Origin of the sequence: Segnochrobactrum spirostomi, assembly GCF_009600605.1 — a bacterium.
Taxonomy (GTDB): domain Bacteria; phylum Pseudomonadota; class Alphaproteobacteria; order Rhizobiales; family Segnochrobactraceae; genus Segnochrobactrum; species Segnochrobactrum spirostomi.
The window spans coordinates 56650-73913 of record NZ_VWNA01000001.1 but is presented as its reverse complement, the minus strand read 5'-3'; the positions used below and the strand labels follow the sequence as shown (position 1 = coordinate 73913).

General features: G+C 67.0%; 14 protein-coding genes, 1 tRNA gene and 1 pseudogene. 7 read left to right on the top strand and 9 right to left on the bottom strand.

Annotation, left to right across the window (positions count from 1 at the left end; all coding sequences use genetic code 11):
- Positions 1-25: 25 nt before the first annotated feature.
- A complete protein-coding gene (locus tag F0357_RS00380) occupies positions 26-784 on the bottom strand; it encodes a DeoR/GlpR family DNA-binding transcription regulator (protein ID WP_153477508.1) in 759 nt (252 codons plus the stop codon).
- 219 nt (positions 785-1003) lie between these two features.
- Here F0357_RS00380 and F0357_RS00375 point away from each other — a divergent pair, with 219 nt between their 5' ends.
- The gene (locus F0357_RS00375) at positions 1004-1753 is read left to right on the top strand and encodes a TerC family protein (RefSeq protein WP_153477506.1); all 750 of its coding nucleotides are present in this window, start codon (positions 1004-1006) and stop codon (positions 1751-1753) included.
- A gap of 162 nt (positions 1754-1915) precedes the next feature.
- On the opposite strand, the gene F0357_RS00370 is transcribed toward F0357_RS00375, so the two are convergent.
- The gene (locus F0357_RS00370; protein ID WP_153477504.1) at positions 1916-2830 is read right to left on the bottom strand and encodes a DMT family transporter; all 915 of its coding nucleotides are present in this window, start codon (positions 2828-2830) and stop codon (positions 1916-1918) included.
- 228 nt (positions 2831-3058) lie between these two features.
- On the opposite strand from F0357_RS00370, the gene F0357_RS00365 reads away from it, so the two are divergent.
- Entirely contained in the window at positions 3059-3958 is a 900-nt protein-coding gene (locus F0357_RS00365) for a helix-turn-helix transcriptional regulator (protein ID WP_153477502.1), read from the top strand.
- A 3-nt stretch (positions 3959-3961) separates the two neighbouring features.
- On the opposite strand, the pseudogene F0357_RS00360 reads toward F0357_RS00365, so the two are convergent.
- Both F0357_RS00360 and F0357_RS00355 read right to left on the bottom strand, forming a co-directional pair.
- Positions 3962-5187: pseudogene (locus tag F0357_RS00360) on the bottom strand (winged helix-turn-helix domain-containing protein).
- Positions 5188-5335: 148 nt separating this feature from the next.
- On the bottom strand, positions 5336-6925 hold the full coding sequence (locus F0357_RS00355; RefSeq protein WP_153477499.1) for a peptide chain release factor 3: 1590 nt from the start codon (positions 6923-6925) through the stop codon (positions 5336-5338).
- Positions 6926-7339: 414 nt separating this feature from the next.
- Between F0357_RS00355 and F0357_RS00350 the strand changes: the two genes are divergently transcribed.
- Positions 7340-7413, top strand: a tRNA-Gln gene (locus F0357_RS00350).
- A 287-nt stretch (positions 7414-7700) separates the two neighbouring features.
- On the opposite strand, the gene F0357_RS00345 is transcribed toward F0357_RS00350, so the two are convergent.
- The gene (locus tag F0357_RS00345) at positions 7701-8423 is read right to left on the bottom strand and encodes a TylF/MycF/NovP-related O-methyltransferase (RefSeq protein WP_153477497.1); all 723 of its coding nucleotides are present in this window, start codon (positions 8421-8423) and stop codon (positions 7701-7703) included.
- A 283-nt stretch (positions 8424-8706) separates the two neighbouring features.
- Here F0357_RS00345 and F0357_RS00340 point away from each other — a divergent pair, with 283 nt between their 5' ends.
- From F0357_RS00340 to F0357_RS00330, 3 genes are all read left to right on the top strand, one after another.
- Entirely contained in the window at positions 8707-8961 is a 255-nt protein-coding gene (locus F0357_RS00340; RefSeq protein WP_153477494.1) for a hypothetical protein, read from the top strand.
- A 322-nt stretch (positions 8962-9283) separates the two neighbouring features.
- Positions 9284-10123, top strand: a complete 840-nt coding sequence (locus F0357_RS00335; protein ID WP_153477492.1) for a polyphosphate kinase 2 family protein — start codon at positions 9284-9286, stop codon at positions 10121-10123.
- A gap of 138 nt (positions 10124-10261) precedes the next feature.
- Positions 10262-11488, top strand: a complete 1227-nt coding sequence (locus F0357_RS00330) for an ArsB/NhaD family transporter (RefSeq protein WP_153477489.1) — start codon at positions 10262-10264, stop codon at positions 11486-11488.
- A 60-nt stretch (positions 11489-11548) separates the two neighbouring features.
- Here the strand turns inward: F0357_RS00330 and F0357_RS00325 are convergent, their stop codons facing one another.
- Positions 11549-12046: a hypothetical protein gene (locus tag F0357_RS00325; RefSeq protein WP_153477487.1), complete on the bottom strand. Its 498-nt coding sequence runs from the start codon at positions 12044-12046 to the stop codon at positions 11549-11551.
- A gap of 412 nt (positions 12047-12458) precedes the next feature.
- Here F0357_RS00325 and F0357_RS00320 point away from each other — a divergent pair, with 412 nt between their 5' ends.
- Complete coding sequence (locus F0357_RS00320; RefSeq protein ID WP_153477485.1) at positions 12459-13283, top strand: bestrophin-like domain; 825 nt, start codon at positions 12459-12461, stop codon at positions 13281-13283.
- A 130-nt stretch (positions 13284-13413) separates the two neighbouring features.
- Here F0357_RS00320 and F0357_RS00315 read toward each other — a convergent pair whose 3' ends face one another.
- The 3 genes from F0357_RS00315 to F0357_RS00305 form a co-directional block, all read right to left on the bottom strand.
- Positions 13414-13701 (bottom strand): YMGG-like glycine zipper-containing protein, encoded by a 288-nt coding sequence (locus tag F0357_RS00315; RefSeq protein WP_153477483.1) that lies wholly within the window; start codon positions 13699-13701, stop codon positions 13414-13416.
- Between the two features lie 99 nt (positions 13702-13800).
- Complete coding sequence (locus F0357_RS00310) at positions 13801-16137, bottom strand: DUF3141 domain-containing protein (protein WP_153477480.1); 2337 nt, start codon at positions 16135-16137, stop codon at positions 13801-13803.
- On the bottom strand, positions 16134-17138 hold the full coding sequence (locus F0357_RS00305) for a phosphate acetyltransferase (protein ID WP_153477478.1): 1005 nt from the start codon (positions 17136-17138) through the stop codon (positions 16134-16136). Before F0357_RS00305 ends, F0357_RS00310 begins: the two co-directional genes overlap by 4 nt.
- Positions 17139-17264: the final 126 nt, after the last annotated feature.

Below are 17264 nucleotides of genomic sequence, written 5' to 3'. Positions count from 1 at the left end.
GTCGTGGCGGGGCGTCCGGGCCCCGTCAGGGCGTGACGAGCCGCGCGCCCGAGCCTGCGATCGCCTCGGCGAGGTCGGGCGGTGGCGGTGCGTCGCTGATGAGAAGATCGATGTCGGAAAGGCCACCCACCCGGACCGGCGCGACGCGGCCGAACTTGGTGTGGTCGGCGATCACCCAGCGCTCCTGCGCCTGGGCCATCGCGACCCGGGTGAATTCGGCCTCGAACAGGTGGAAATCCATGAGGTCGCCCGCCGCGGTGATGCCGGCGACCGAGATCAGCGCATAGCGCACCCGAAACTGGCGGATGAAGTCGAGCGCCGCCGGACCGAACACCGCGGCATCGTCCGCGTGGAGCTCGCCGCCGGCGAGGAAGACCCGGTTGCCGTTGCGCCGCACCAGCCGCGTGGCGATCTCGGCCGAGTTGGTGACGATCGTGAGATTGGCGTGATCGGCGAGCGCGTCGGCGATGAACGTCGTCGTCGTGCCGTTGTCGAGCAGGATCGAATCGCCATCGGCGATCCGCCGTGCCGCGAGCTCGGCGACCTTGCGCTTGAGATCGCCGTTGACCGCGATGCGGCGTTGAAAGGGCGGCTCCTCCACCTCCTCCGGCAGCATCACACCACCGTGGAATTTGGTGACGAGGCCGCGCTCCACGAGCGGCTTCAGGTTGCGCCGCACGGTCTCGGTGGTGACGCCCAAGGCCTCCGCGATCTCGGCAATCGAGCACGAGCCGTTCGCCTTCACCGCCTGCAGAATATCGCTTTGTCGCTTGCTCGACAGCATGAACCACCGGTGACGCGCCGCGCGAACCGTTCGATCGTCGACTTAGACCACCGAACGGCGCCCTTTGTCACGAAACACGCGTCAGAATAGCGCGATATGACCGAATAATGCTGCATGGCGGCGGCGTAGAGGCAAAATTTCAGCCTCTCGACTTAACAGATGCTCCCGGCCTTCCCATATCCGCTCCCGCCTCGTTCGACGAACCAGAAAAGGCCCCCGATGCAGGACCTTGCTATCCTCTTCTCCGACCCCGCCGCCTGGGCTGCGCTCGCGACGCTGATCGCCATGGAGGTGGTGCTCGGCATCGACAATCTGATCTTCATTTCCATCCTGACGAACAAGCTTCCCCCCGAGCGCCGCGCCTTCGGCCGCCGCCTCGGCATCGGCCTCGCGCTGATCCTGCGCCTCGGCCTGCTCTCCATGGTCGCCTTCATCGTCCAGCTCACCGAGCCGGTCATCACGGTGTTCGGTGCGGGCCTCTCCTGGCGCGACATCATCCTGATCGCCGGCGGCCTGTTCCTCGTCTGGAAGGCGACGCGCGAGATCCACGAGACGGTCGACCACAAGGCCCAGGAAGAGGCCGCGGCGGACGGCAAGGTCACCATCGGCTTCGGCGCGGCGATCGTGCAGATCCTGCTCCTCGACCTCGTCTTCTCGGTCGATTCGATCATCACCGCCGTCGGCATGACCGAGCATCTGCCGATCATGGTGATCGCCGTCATCGTCGCCGTGCTGGCGATGCTGCTGGCCGCCAACCCGCTCGCGAACTTCATCCACCACAATCCGACGGTGGTGATGCTCGCGCTCGGCTTCCTGCTGATGATCGGCATGACGCTGATCGCGGAAGGCTTCGGCGTGCACGTCCCGAAGGGCTACATCTACGCCGCCATGGCCTTCTCGGCCCTGGTCGAAGGCCTCAACATGCTGGCCCGCCGCGCCAAGGCGAAGTCGGGCGGCACGCGGCACTGACGATCGTCGCGATTGATCGGGGCGCCGGTCACCGGCGCCCCGCGTTCCTTCGCCCGCCGGTGCCGAAGGGCAATTCCATTGACTCCCACCACGCCTCGGAACCCTTCTCCCCGCACGCGGGGCGAAGGGAAGGTGGTGCCCCAATACGAACAGTGACTCCGCTCAAGCCCTCCGCGTCTTCCCCATCGGCGGCGGCGCCGCCGTCCGGCTCGGCGTCCGCACGAAGATGACGACGTTGCCGATCAGGATCAGCGCCAGCCCGACGAGGGCGTGGAGCGTCCAGGCATAGCTCTCGAGGAAGGTCGAGACGACGAGGGCGATCAGCGGGAACAGCACCGTCGAATAGGCGGCGCGGTCGGCTCCGACCCGGGCGACCAGCGAGAGATAGGCGAGAAAGCCGATCACCGAGGCGACGACCGCGAGATAGACGAGGCTGCCGAGATAAGTCGGCGTCAACGCGATCGGGAAGCCGTGGCCGCGCGCGAGGCCGTAGATGCCGAGGAACAGCGTGCCCCAGGTCATGCCGCGGGCGACCGCGTTCGGCAGATCGGCACCGGCCTTCACCGCCCCGACCGAGGCCAGATTGCCGAGCGAGAAGACGTAGGTGCCCGCCGCCGCCAGCGCGATACCGAGCGCCGCGCCGTGATCGCGCCCGAGCCCGGCGATCTGATCGGCGAACAGCAGCGCGATGCCGACGATGCCGAACGCCGCGCCGGCGAGGGTGCGGGGCTTCGGGGCGATCTTCAGAAGCGCCCACTGGTTGAAGGCGTTGAAGATGGTCGCCATGGTGAAGACGACCGAGACGATGCCGCTCGCGATGTGCTGGGTCGCCGAATAGATCAGCACGAAATTGAGCCCGAACAGGCTCGCCCCCATCAGCGCGAACCAACCGTGCTGCCGCAGGTCCAGGCGGCGCAGGCGGCCTGTGACGGCGAGCAGGAGCCACATCAGCACGGCGGAGAGCGCGAAACGCCAGAAGATCGAGATCTCCGGCGGCACGGTGCCGATCTGGAGATGGATCGCAAACCAGGAAAAGCCCCAGGCGATCACGATCACGGCGAACAGGACGGCGGTCATGGGGGAAGCACTCCAGACAATCGGCTCGGCCCGAGCCGGGGCTCGGACCCGGGCTTATCGCGCCCCGGAGCCGCCCGGCGCTTCCATCGGCTTGCGCTCGCTTGTCACGATCTTGCGCAATTGGTGCGACCGGCCGGCCCCTTAAAGCCGGCACGCTTGTTCCCGCCCGCGCCCGCGCGGTAGAATATTTCGGTCGGGGCCGTCTCGCCCCATGATCACAGCAGCGCCATGCTCTCGCCCGGCCAGTTCACCGTCTTCGATCACCTGAACGGGGCTGGTGTGCCGTTGCGCGCGTCCTCCCGGTTCGGCGACGACATGGCGGCGGCCCTGTGGGATCGCGACGAACGGGCGGCGACGACCTATTCCGCGCCGAGCCACCACACCATCAGCCTCTATGTCGACGGCGGCGAGGGCATTTCCCGCCGCCGCGGCGACGGAACGGTCCAGGCGAGCTACGGCGCGGGCAGCGTGTGCCTGATGCCGGCGGGGGTGACGACCGAGTGGGAGGTCGCGGGCGCCGTCCGCCTGTTCCACTTCTACGTGCCGCGCACCGCCTTCGACCGGCTGCTCGTCGAGAGCTTCGACCGCGATCCGGCGCTGACGCAGCTCGTCGACGTTCCCTTCGTGCGCGACGCGACGATCGAGAACGTCATCCGCCACGCCGTGCTGCCGCTCGATTGGCACGATGCCGCCGACCGCGTCGCGGTCACCCAGGCCGGCCAGCTTCTCCTCGCCTATGTCGCCTCGCGCTTCACCGAGCGGCCGGCCAGCCTCGCGCTACGCGGCGGGCTCGCGCCGTCGTCGCTCAGGCGGGTCGCCGATTTCGTCGAGGCCTCGCTCGATCAGCCGCTCGCGATCGGCGATCTCGCCGCCGCTGCCGGCCTCAGCGCCTTCCACTTCACCCGGATGTTCCGCCGCAGCGCCGGCGTGAGCCCGCACGCCTTCGTCAATGCCCGCCGCATCGCCCGGGCCAAAACGCTCCTCGAAGACGGCGGGATGCCGCTCGCCGAGATCGCCCTCGCCTGCGGCTTCTCGAGCCAGAGCCATTTCACGGCGCGGTTCCGCGAGGCCGTCGGCGTCACGCCCGGCCAATATGCCCGGCATGTGCGCGGCGCGACGCTCTCCTGAGACTTAAGCCGCACCGCGGATGGCGTCGGCAAGATGGCGGGAAAGGTCGCCTCGCTCGGCGACCGTGACCTCGCCGAGGCCGAGCCAGCCGGCCATGGCGACGAGCTCCTGCCCGACTTCGGCGAGTGCCTCGGGATCGTGGTCGATCGCCTCGCCGTGCGCCGCGTTGACCCGCAGCACGCCGGCCGCGCGGTCGGCCTTGAGATCGACACGGCCGATCAGCCGGTCGCCGTGCAGGACCGGCAGCACATAATAGCCGTGCACACGCTTCTCCGCCGGGGTGTAGATCTCCAGCCGATAGCGGAAGCCGAACAGGCGCTCGGCCCGGTCGCGCTCCCAGATCAGCGAATCGAACGGCGACAGCAGCGCCCCCGCTTTGACCCGCCGCGGGTGGCGCGCCTGCGGATCGAGGTACGCCGGCTGCTTCCAGCCCTCGACGCTGACGGGCAGGAGCGCGCCCTCCTCCACCAATTCGGCGAGCCGAAGCTTGGTGTCCTCCACGTCGAGGCGGAAATAGTCGCGGAGATCGCGCTCGGTCGCGACGCCGAGTGCGCGCGCCGCGATCCGCAAGAGCTGCCGCTGGGCGACGTCCTCGGGGGCGTCGGCGTCTCGACCACGTCGCGCGGCAACGCCCGCTCGGTGATGTCGTAGATGCGCTCGAAGTTCCGCCGCGTGGCGGTGGTGATGCGGCCCGCCCAGAACAGGAATTCGAGCGCCTTCTTGCCCTCGCTCCAGCCCCACCAACCGCCCTCACCAGGGCCGCCGATCTCGAGATCGCCGGCGCCCATCCCGCCGCGAACCTCGACCTCCTTGAGAACGGCCTCGACGAAGTCCTTCCGCTCCCGTGCGAATCGGGCGAGGCCGGAATAGATCCCCTCGCCCCGCGCCGCCCGCTCCATGCGCCAGCGCATCAGGGGCTGGAGCGCCATCGGCATCAGCGAGGCCTCGTGGCCCCAATATTCGAACAGGGTGCGCTTACTGCCCCACGCCTCGTCTTCGAGGAGAGCGAGCGGATAGGCGCCGAGCCGGGCGAACAGCGGCAGATAATGGGAGCGGACGAGGACGTTGACGGAATCGATCTGGAGGAGGCCCAGCCGATCGATGGTGCGGCGCACGTGCCGGCGCGTCACAGGCCCGTCCGGGCGTGGCTCGGCGAAGCCTTGCGCGGCGAGCGCAATGCGCCGTGCCGCCGCCGCGCCGAGCTTTTCGATCGGCCGCCTCTCCGCCATCCGCCACCGCCCGCGATTCGATCTTCTTCGGGCGGAGCTTAGCCGACGTTCGAAGATCGCGGCGATGGCCGCCGGCAGCCTGATGCCGGCTCCTGCCGTCCGCTCGCGCAGGCGTGTTCCGGTGCGAGGTGTCGCCCCCGCGTCAGGCTCAGGCCGCTTGGCGGATCTGATAATCCTTGATCTCGGTGAACTCGATGCCGGGCGCCCGCTCCTGCTCGTATTTGAGCGAGAAGGCGGAGGTCGCCAGGAACACCGGCGCGCCGTCGAGATCGTAGGCGATCGCCGAGCGCTGCTTCTCGACGAACTCGGCGAGCTTCGCCTTGTCGTCGCTCGACACCCAGCGGCAGACGCTGAAGCGCGACATCTCGAACGAGATCGGCAGGCCATATTCCGCCTGCATGCGCTCGACGAGCACGTCGAGCTGCAGCGCGCCGACGACGCCGACGATCGCCGCCGAGCCGTCCGCCGGCACGAAGGTCTGCACGACGCCCTCTTCGGCCATCTGCTGGAGCGCTTCGCGCAGCTTCTTCGCCTTCATCGGGTCCTGCAGACGGATACGCCGCAGAAGCTCCGGCGCGAAGCTCGGCACGCCGCGGAACAGGATATCCTCGCCCTCGGTCAGCGTGTCGCCGATGCGCAGCGTTCCGTGGTTCGGGATGCCGACGACGTCGCCCGCCCACGCCTCGTCGGCGAGCGAGCGGTTGCGGGCGAAGAAGAATTGCGGCGCGCTGAGGCTGATCGCCTTGCCGGTGCGCACCAGCTTCGCCTTCATGCCGCGGGAGAGCTTGCCCGAGCAGACGCGGATGAAGGCGATACGGTCCCGGTGGTTCGGGTCCATGTTCGCCTGGATCTTGAAGACGAAGCCCGTCATGCGCGGCTCTTCGGCCGTGACGAGGCGCGTGTCGGCCTGCTGGCTGCGCGGCGGCGGCGCATAGGCGGCGAGCGCGTCGATGAGGTCGCGGACACCGAAATTGCGCAGCGCCGAGCCGAAATAAACCGGCGTCAGATGGCCTTCCAGGAAGGACTCGAGCACGAACGGGTTGCAGCCCTCGCGCGCCAGCGACACCTCCTCCAGGAACGCGTCGCGCTCGTCCTGCGGCAGGAGATCGAGCACCGCCGGATCGTCCGGCCCCGAGACCTTGATCGGCGCCTCGTCGGCGTCGAGCCGGCGGACTTCATTGCGGGCCAAGTCGAAGGTTCCGGCGAAGGAGCGGCCGCGGCTCAAGGGCCACGTCATCGGCGCGGTGTCGAGGGCGAGCGTCTTCTCGATCTCGTCGAGGAGATCGAACGGGTCCCGGCTCTCGCGGTCCATCTTGTTGATGAACGTGACGATCGGGATGTCGCGCAGGCGGCAGACTTCGAACAGCTTGCGGGTGCGTGCCTCGATGCCCTTCGCCGCGTCGATCACCATCACGGCCGAATCGACCGCGGTGAGCGTGCGGTAGGTGTCTTCCGAGAAGTCCTCGTGGCCCGGGGTGTCGAGCAGGTTGAAGACGCGGTCGTCATATTCGAACGTCATCACCGAGGTGACGACGGAAATGCCGCGTTCGCGCTCGATGCCCATCCAGTCCGAGCGGGTCTGCGCCGCATCGCGCTTTGCGCGGACCTGACCGGCGAGCTGAATCGCGCCGCCGAACAGGAGCAGCTTCTCCGTCAGCGTGGTCTTGCCCGCGTCGGGATGCGAGATGATCGCGAAGGTGCGCCGCCGGGCGGCGGGCGCGTCGGAAGACTGGGTCATGCGTTCAAACGGCCTGGATCGTCGGTCTCGCCGCTGCGCCGCGATCCTCTCGGCGCGCCCCGCAGTCCGTCCTGCGCGAGCGTGCGGATCGGATAAGGCCCGGGCGCGAGGCCGGGCCGCTGTCGAGGCCCGAAACGGCGCAGCGCATGGGGCGGCCTATGCTCTAAGGGCAATCCGGGCCGGGATCAAGGCGGCCGACAGCCGCCGGATTTCCGGCTGCTGCCCGGCGACTGCAGGAGCGATCCGCCGGATTCATCCACAGGCCGTTCACAAGGAACGGCTCTTCGAGCACGAGGCCGTTGCAAGCCCGCCCGGCCCGGGCTATAAGCCGCCCCGCATCGGGCGACATCGCCCGCCGCCCCTTCGGTCCCGCTCTTGAGCGCCGGGCCGAAGCGAAGCCGGCAAACGGCTTCTTGGGGGATAGTTCAACGGTAGAACAGCGGACTCTGACTCCGTTAATCTTGGTTCGAATCCAGGTCCCCCAGCCACCTATAATCATTGCACAAAGCAACGTACCGATGCGGCACTATACAGGCCGCTTATCCCGTTATATGGGATTTTCGTTCAGGCTTTGAGTTTCGCGTCGTGCACAGCATCGATCTACGGCGCCAGCCGCTGAAGGGCTAAGTATTCGACCTGGACTTTGGTCAACAAAGTCAATCTTGCCAGCCACGTCGGCCAGGGCCTGGACTGTATTGCGTGCAAATTTGCCGAAGCGCAGGGACGCCGAGGCTTACTCACATCCTTGACAGTGAAATGCGACGTTGAACCCCAGCTACTGGCGCCGCATCTTGCGAATGAGCACCGTCCCGGCATAGTCAGGGATGGGTATGATGGATTCCGGCTTGTCCCGGAAGAATTCATCAACTGCCCGGATCGGGCCATCCCACGATAAACTCATGTAATCGTGCATGATCAGGAAGCCTCCATCAACCACCCGGTCATAGAAATAGGTGAGCGCGCTCAGCACCGGCATGTAGAGATCGCAGTCGATATGCACCAGGCAGTATTGTCCGTCCGACGGAAGCTGATCTGCAGTATCTGGGAAATAGCCCTTCACATAATGGCAGTTCTTCGTGCCAACCAAGGCTTGCACGCCTTCCCGCGACGTGTCGGAAAAGGCCCCCTTCAGGTGTTCTTCGCCTACAATATCGGCGTCTGCGAATCCTTCAAACGTATCGAGCAGATAAACTTGCTTATCGACCGTACGGGCGAACTCGGCGAACAGCCGGGCACTGTAACCTTTGTAAACGCCCAATTCTGCGATGTCGCCGTTGGATTTGTCACGGCGAATGAGGTCGAACACCATACCAAAGAAATAGAACCGGGTCAGGTCGCCATCCAGGCAGCGCTCGCGCGCCGGGTCGAAGGCCGCGTCTTCCTGTATGCGGTACTTGTCTAGATTTTGCCCGTACCGCTCGGGCGTCGACGTTATATACTGATGCGGACCAAGTTTAAAAAGAGCGCTCGCCAACCGTCTCGTTAATGAATCGCTCATCTTTCTATCCCGATCGGAGAAATCTGTGTAGGTCGTAGAAAAGATACAATTTTTCCGCGATAATGATAATCAATGAACCGTTACGATTGCCCCATCCTAAGCTACACGAGCGCTCGGTCCCGTCAGTTCGTAGAGAATGGAGGCTGCACGCCTTTGCCGGCCGCCCTGCGCCACGCGCAGCGGTGCGCTGCGCATTTCAATCAATAAAGCTATCCATTGTACCGCTCGACGAAACGCTTGTTTCGCGTTCGCGCCATCGGGATGTCGTCAGGTGGAGCATCCCGTGTCCGAAATCATCGGCTACATCACCGAGCTGGTGCCGCATGTGACCAATCTGACAGCCAGCCGCGCCCCGGAAGCCGAGCGGCTGATCGCGCGCCACGCCGGCGACCTTGCTGCGTTCGACGCCAAGATCGAAAGCCGACTCGCGGCGGCCGTTGAAGCCCTACCCACCGCCGTCGCCCAGGAACGCGCGGCGCCCGAGGCGGAACTCGCCAAGCAGCACGAGGACCGGCTCGATCATCGAGGCCAATCCTAGGCTCGGGCAGTCGAGCAAATGCTGGCCAAGCTCCTTCCAGTCCTGGATGCATTGCTGACTGAGCGACGAGGCCAACCCAGTACCGCGCGGGCGCCGATGATGCTGGGCCGTGGCCGCGCGCAGCTGGACGATCACCCTGGGTTCGCTCACCAACGGCGCCCCCACGCCGGCGCGTGCCCCGTTCGTTGCCTCCGTTGTCGGACGCGCCCGGCCTGACGTCTCCCCCAGCCCCCCCTGCATCGGCCTGGACGGCTCTCTCCGATTGGTGGAAGGTCGGTGACGGCGCCGTCGGCGCCCGACGTCAAAACCAAGAAGGTGCCAGATGGGCCTCAGGACGAAACTGATCGTCGAGCCGGGCAAGAGCGTGCGCCTCGGCGATATCGACCCGGGCTTTCACGACGCCCACGAATCCGAAGAGGCGGCAAAGGCGGATTTCGCCAAGACCACGGCCGAACTCACCGAGCTCCAAGCGAAACTCTATGCCGAGAAGAAGCATGCCCTGCTGGTCGTGCTCCAGGGCATCGACGCGGCCGGCAAGGACGGCGTGTGCTGGCACGTGATCCAGGCCCTCAACCCGCAGGGCACCTCCGTCACCGGCTTCAAGCAGCCGACGCCCGAGGAGCGCGTCCACGACTTCCTCTGGCGCGTCCATCCCCACACGCCCGGCCTCGGCCAGGTCGCGATCTTCAACCGCTCGCATTACGAGGACGTCCTCGTCGCCCGCGTCCACGATCTCGTGCCGAAATCGGTGTGGTCGCGCCGCTACGACCACATCAACGCCTTCGAGAGCCTGCTCACCGACAGCGGCGTGACGATCCTGAAATTCTTCCTGTACATCTCGAAGGAGGAACAGCTCGCCCGCTTCGCCAAACGCCTCGACGATCCCGCGCGGCAATGGAAGATCAGCGAGAGCGATTATACCGAGCGGGCGCTGTGGGACCGCTACATCGAAGCCTACGACGCGATGCTGAACCATTGCTCGACGCCGGCCGCGCCGTGGTACGTGATCCCCTCGAATCACAAATGGTTCCGCAATTTCGCGGTGTCGCAGATCATCGCCGAGACCTTGCGCGACATGAAGCTCGAGATGCCGAAGCCGAGCGTCGATCTCGAGGCGATCCGCCACGCCTACCACGCGGCGGCCGCGGGCAAATCCGCCTGAAGGCGGTCCCAGATCGGGCGCACGGGAAAGACCGGCGCAAGAAAAGCCGGCTTATGATCCTATAGGATAGAATCGCAGAGATCGGCCGGCGGCGCGCCCGGCCGGCGGTTCCGCATTTCCCTCGCGTCCGGTCGCCCGATGGACACCACGCTCCTCATCTTTCTCCTCGTCTACGTGGCGCTCGCGATCGGCCACCTGCCGGGATTCCTGGTCGACCGCACCGGCGCCGCGGTGATCGGCGCCTTCGCCATGATCGCCACGGCGCGGATCACCGACGGCCAGGCCTGGGCGGCGATCGACTACCGCACGATCGCGCTCCTGTTCGGACTGATGGTGGTGTCCGGCGGCTTCGTCGTGTCCGGCTTCTATGGCTGGCTCGCCGCGCGCGTGGCGCTGCTCAAGGTCGGTCCGGCGGCGCTGCTCGCCCTCCTCGTCCTCACCGGCGGCGTCCTCTCGGCGCTTCTCACGAACGACGTGGTCGTGGTGGCGATGACGCCGCTCCTCGTCTCGATCACCCTGTCGCGCGGTCTGAACCCGGTGCCGTTCCTGCTCGGCTTCTGCTTCGCCAGCAACACCGGCTCGGCTGCGACGATCATCGGCAGTCCGCAGAACATGATCGTCGCGCAGACGCTCGGGCTCTCCTTCAACGGCTTCCTCGCCGCGGCCTTCGTGCCGGCGGCGCTCTCGCTGCCGCTGGTGTGGGGTGTCATCGCCTTCCTCTATCGCGGGCGGTGGATGCGCGCGCCGTCGGCGGAGGCGCCGGCCCGAGCGAGCGTGCCGCGGCTCGACAAGGCCGAGACGATCAAGACGCTCGTCGTCACGCTCGCGGTCATCGTGATCTTCGTCACGACCGATTGGCCGCGCGATCTGGTGGCGCTCGCCGCGGCGGCGGTCATGCTGCTCAACCGCACCATCGCCTCCAAGGACGTGCTGAAGACCGTCGACGGCAGCCTGCTCCTGCTCTTGATGGGGCTCTTCGTCGTCAATGCCGCGTTCACGGAAACCGAGTTGCCGCAGAAGGCGATCGCGGCGCTCGCCGCCTCCGGCTTCGACCTCGCCCAGCCGATGGTCCTGCTCGGCGTCGTCTCGGTGATCTCCAACATCGTCGGCAACAATCCCGCCGTGATGCTGGTGACGCCGTTCCTGTCCCACGCCGCGAACCCGCTCGCGATCGGCGCGGCGCTTTCGCTCGGAACGGGCTTCTCGAGCAATCTCGTGATCTTCGGATCGCTCGCGGGCATCATCGTGGTGGAGCAGGCGGCGGCGCGCCGTGTGCGCATCGGCGCGGCGGAATTCTGCCGCGCCGGCCTGCCGGTGACGCTCGCCTCGCTGGCGCTGGCGGCGGCGTGGGTCGCCTTGATGTAGGTGCGGTAACCGCGACGCGGAGCAGCCACGCGAGGCGGCCGCTCCTGCGGGCAACTGCGATCAGTTCGCCTTCACCTGGGCCGGTGTCTCCTTCAGGGTGACGGAAATCACATCACCTCCGAAGCCGAGCATCAGACCCTTGCGGTGCGCCTTGAGCTTGAGAACGACGCCCGCCTTGTTGCGCAGCGTGAGATCCCCGCCGCCGAATGTTCCGATCGCGAAGCCGGTGCGCACCTGGACATAGTTGCCGGGAAACTGCGCGAGGTTGGTCAGACCGTAGACGTAGCCCTCCGCCTCGGTCTCCGCCGCACCGACGCCGCCGACGCCGAGCCCGCCGATCGAGAACGGCACCTTGTGCCCATCAAACACGAGGACACCCTCGCCGCCGCCGGCGCTGGCGAGATAGCCGGCCTGGAACTGCTTGAGCGAGATCGTTCCGACGGGCTTCTTGCCCTCGAAGGTGTCGTCGGCACGCGCGGGCAGCGTCGCCCCCCCGGCCACCGCCACCGCCACCATCACGGCCGCCAGTCCGGACGCCACGCGCCGGCGCGAAGGCATCGTCTCATCCAACCGAGTTCTCATTCCGTCTCGCCCTTTCGCGTCCGCGATCTCGCGGACGGTCCACCCTCACGATCCCGTGAAGGGCCGCCGCCGCCGGCACCGATCGCATCCTGCGCTCGCACGCTGGACCGACGCTGCATCCCGCGGCGCTCAATGTCGGGACGATGCGGGCGAATCCCGCGTCGGCACAATGAGGAAAATTGGGTCGATCTGCGCTTCACGCCAACCGCGAACGGGCGGATGATAGGGGACGCGCCCTCGATGGAGACAACAGCCCGTAGGGCCGTTCGCCGCCGCGCGCTTCAGAAAGCCATCTGCCAAGGCCGCGATTTTTGTTAAATGGCGCGCATCCGCGGGTCGCGGTCTTTTCGGAAGACGCCATCGTCCATTGAAAGGGAGCGTCTCGCCCATGAGCGCCTTGGCCCAGTCTCCCCTCTACACGGGCCTCTTCGTCCTCGTCTGCCTCGCTGGAGCGGCGTTGTTCGGCGGCCTGATCCGCACGCAGATCGCCGAACGCCACCGATCGCGGGAGACGATCGAGCTGATCCAGGTTTCGGTCACGATGCTCGTGACCTTCGCCTCGATCGTTCTCGGTCTCCTCGTCTCGTCGTCGAAGACCGCCTTCGACACGGCCGATGGCGAGATGCACAATTATGCAATCAAATTGATCGAGCTCGATCGTGCCCTCCGCGATGCCGGCCCGGTCGCCGACGACATTCGGGCTCAGCTCCGCGCTTACACCGCGGCCGCCATCGCCTCCACGTGGTCCGAGGAGCCTTCTCCGAAGGGCGATTATTATCCGCGCCTGGCGCCGGACAACCCGAACGATATCGATATTGCGAATTCCAAACTCGGCCAGATGATCAACAAAATCGGCGTCGCCGTCGTCAATCTGCCCCAAGACGGGCTCGTGGAGCGCGAGGCGCGCAATGCCGCCGATCGCCAATTCCGCGATCTCGATCAGAACCGATGGTATCTGCTCTCGGTCGAGAACCCGACCGTCGACTTGCCGTTCCTGCTCACGCTGGTCCTCTGGATGGTGATCGTGTTCGCCTGCTTCGGCCTCACGGCCCCGACCAATCCCATCGCCACGATCATCATCATCTTGGGCGCGGCGGCCATCGCCTCGGCAATGTACGTCATCGTCGACCTCAACACCCTATTCGATGACGGCATCTTCAGCATCCCGAGCACCTACATGCATCAGGCGCTGCGGGGGATGGAAGCGCCCTGACTCGAGACCTGCAGCGCCCATGCAGAGACAGCGAGGGCGCCATTGCGGCGCCCTCAACTCTCTCCACAATGTCAGCAGACCCTAATCACGGCGCGCCCCGTTGGCGGCCGTCCCGCCCCTGGCTCAGGCCTCAGCAGGCGACCTTCACGGCCTGGCCGTTGGAGTCGTAGGCCGTGCAGGTCTTCGGCTTCGGCGTCGTCGCGGCACCGATCGCGGCACCGCCGACCGCACCAACCGCGGCGCCGACCAGTGCACCCGTCGGAGTGTGGGAGATGAGGCCACCCGTCAAGGCGCCGAGACCACCGCCCACCAGTCCGCCAACCGCCGCCCGGTTGGTCTCCTGCTGGGTGCAACCGGCCGCGGCGAGCGCCATGACAGCCGCCGCCGCGACGATGATCTTCTTCTTGCTCCGTTCCATACTGATCCCCGCGATTCGAATGATGTGATGTTAGCGTAGCCCAACGCTGGAATTAACGCTTATCACCTTTCGCGAGGCCGTCGGCGAGCCGTCCTGATTTTACGAGAGGAAGAGGGTCGCGACATGGTCGAGACGCCGGCGGGCGTCGTCGTTCAAGGGACCCGCCGCCGTCAGGACACGCTCCGTCAGGGCCAGAATGTTGCGCCGCACCGCCTCGTCCGCCGGCAGCAATTTCGGCAGCGCCGCGAGGGCAGCCACCTCGTCGAACTCGAGCATCAGATATTGCTCGCGCAGCCGCCGCTTGAAGTCCTCCTGGGTTTCGTCGTCCGCAGTCTCGGCCCGCACGGCGCGCACCACCTCGAACATGCGTTCATCGACGGCGAGCCCGCCGCGGCCGACATAGAGCGCCGCGCGCATTGCCGCCTCGCGAATGCCCCCTTCCCCGACACGCTTCATGAGGTCGTCTCGGTGCTGACGGCGGGCCGCGACGCCTTCCGGGATCAAGCCGGGATGGCGGCGCGGCGCCGCGTCGGACGCCTTCAGCCCCGCCAACGCCTGAACGAGAGGCGCCCCGTAAATGGCGTAGAACAGCGCCTCAGCCGCCGCATTGCGGCGGTCCCGGTAGAGGTCGAGCCCAGTCACCATCGCCTTCGAGACGAGGTCCTGGACGCCGAGAAGCGGATTGTCCGGCGCCGCCGCGCGGCGATGGGCCCGCACGTGAGCTGCCGCGCGCTTGACCATCGGCGCCAACGGATGGGTGTCCGAAAAGAGCTCGAACGGCAATCGCGAGGGTTGCAGCGCATGGCGCCACTGCGTGCCGGGCTCGGTGATCGCGGCCCGCACGATCGGCTGGAGCACCGTCCGATAGAGGCCGAGATTCGCCTCGGAGACCTGCCGGACCGCTGCAAAGGCTCGCTCATCCTCCTCGTTCGCCCCGACGAGCGTGCGGACATCGGCGAGCGTGCGCCCCTCGAAGCGGGCGATCCACGGTTCGCCGCGCTCAGCCTCCTCGCTTCCCGGCTCGGCCGGCATGAGAACCATTTCGTAGAGGCCGGGCGGCAGGCAATCGATCAGCTCGATGTTGTTGGCGAACTCCCGGTGCTCACGGCGCACCACGCTGCCCGAGACGAAGATGCCGAGATGGCCGGTGCTGTCGTGGACGGTGTAGACGATCGTCTGACCCGAGCCGATCAGATCGTCGTCACTCTCGTAGAGGTCGGTAATCCAACCGAGCGCCTGGGGCGGCGGCGTGATGTCGTCGCCCCGGGAGCAGAACACGACGATCGGCGAGCGGATCGAGCGCAGATCCACGCGCACGCCGTCGCGGGTGATGAGTTCGGCGGTGGCGAGGCGATTGCCCATGAACAATTCATCGACGATGAACTGCATCTCCTCGGCGTTGAGGTCGATGTGGCCGCCCCACCAGCGCTCGAAGCCGAGATAACGCGGCGCCTCCTCGTCGACCTTGGCCCACAGGTTGAACTGCTTGGTCCACAAGGTGTTGGCCGGATTGAGCGCCTCGAAGTTGGTGACGAGCCAGGCGCCGTCGAACAGCCCCCGACCGAGATCGCCGGTGAGCGCCGTCATCCAGCTTCCGCCGATCAGGCCGCCCATATAGCGCATCGGCGAGCCGCCCTTGTGACCCGCCCAGAACGACAACGGTGAGCCGGCGAGGATGATCGGCCCGAACAAGTCCGGCCGCACCGCGGCCAGCATCGTCACCGCCCAGCCGGCCTGGCAATTTCCGACCACGACCGGCAATCCCTCCACGCCGGGATGCCGGGCGATGACGGTCTCGAGGAAGACGGCCTCGGCGGCCATCACGTCTTCGATCGTCTGGCCCGGCACCGGTTCCGGCAGAAAGCCGATGAAGTAGCAGGGATGGCCGGCCGCGAGCGCGACGCCGATCTCGCTGTCGGCCTTGAAGCCGCCGATGCCGGGACCGTGCCCGGCCCGCGGATCGACCACCACATAGGGCCGCTTCCCGGGATCGATCACCGTCCCCTCGGGCGGCAGGATGCGCGTCAGCCCGTAATTGCAGGGATGCTCGAGAGTCCGTCCATCGACGAGGACTTCGGCGTCGAACATCAGGACGCCCGGCGTCCGCTTCGCCATGTGCTCGCGATATTGGTTGCCGCGCTCGCGCATCACGTCGAGATAGAGGATCGAGCGCTGCCAGGCGTCCCAGGCATAATCGACCGCGTCGAGCCAGGGTGCGAGGGGGCCGCGGCGGACGGACCGAGCGAGCGCATGGGGATCGGCCGGAACGCCGCCGTGGGCGACCGGCCCGCGGGAGACGGCGCGCTCGTGCTCGGGATGGAGCACAGCGCCTTCGTGGATCGCGTCGGCGTCACGGGGCGACGCCCGCCGGCGCTCCGGCCGGTCCGCAACCGCCGTCTTCGTGGTGTCCCGGGTGGGGATCGTCGGCGTATTCATGAGCGCACCTCCCCCGTCCGCTCGCCGCCTCGGGCGAGGCTCTGGGCATAGAGCGCGGCGATGGCGCAGGACGCCCGGCGCGCGATGAGATTGTCGGCACGGGAGGTCAGCACGATCGGCACCCGGGCCCCGAGCACGACCCCGGCGGCATCGGCCCCGGCGAGGAAAGTGAGGTTCTTGGCGAGCATGTTGCCCGCTTCGAGGTCGGGGACCACGAGGATCTGGGCCCGGCCGGCGACCTCCGAGCGGATACCCTTGATCTCGGCCGCCTTGGGATCGATCGCATTGTCGAGGGCGAGCGGGCCGTCGAGCAGGCCGCCTTCGATCTGGCCGCGGTCGGCCATCTTGCAGAGCGCGGCGGCCTCGATCGTGCTCGGGATCTTCGGCGTCACCGTCTCGACCGCCGAGAGGATCGCGACGCGGGGCGTTCCGAGCCCGAGCGCGAGGTGGAGATCGATGGCGTTCTGGACGATGTCGCGCTTGGTCGTGAGATCGGGGAAGATGTTGACCGCCGCGTCGGTGATAAACAGCGGCTCGGAATAAAGCGGCACGTCCATGATGAAGACATGGCTGATGCGCCGCTCGGTGCGCAGCCCGGTCGCGTGGTCGACCACGGCGGCGAGAATCTCGTCCGAATGCAGGCTGCCCTTCATCAGCATGAACGCCTTGCCCTCGCGCACCAGTTCGACGGCGGCAGCGGCGGAGGCGTGGCTGTGCGGGGTGTCGACGATCTCGATCCCGTCGAGGCTCGCGCCGATCTCGTCGGCGACGGCCCGGATCCTGTGCTCGGGTCCGACGAGGATCGGCACGATGATCTTGTCGGCGGCGGCCTGAAGGGCGCCTTCGAGCGAGGTTGCTTCGCAGGGATGGGCGACCGCCGTCCTGACCGGCGGGATGTCCCGTGTGCTGCCGATCAGCCGCTCGAACTTTTCGTGCGAGGTCGATCGAGGCGGGATGGTCGTCAGACTGACCGCCTCGTCGTCGGTGCGCTTGGCCGCCATGGCTACTCTCCTGAACGCCGTCCCGGGAGCGCGTCACGCCGGGACTGATGCGGGAGAGACTACGGGCGGGGCGCGGCCGAGCTATGATGCAGCGCAAAATCCGCGCTGCCGCGCAGCATCACGAAG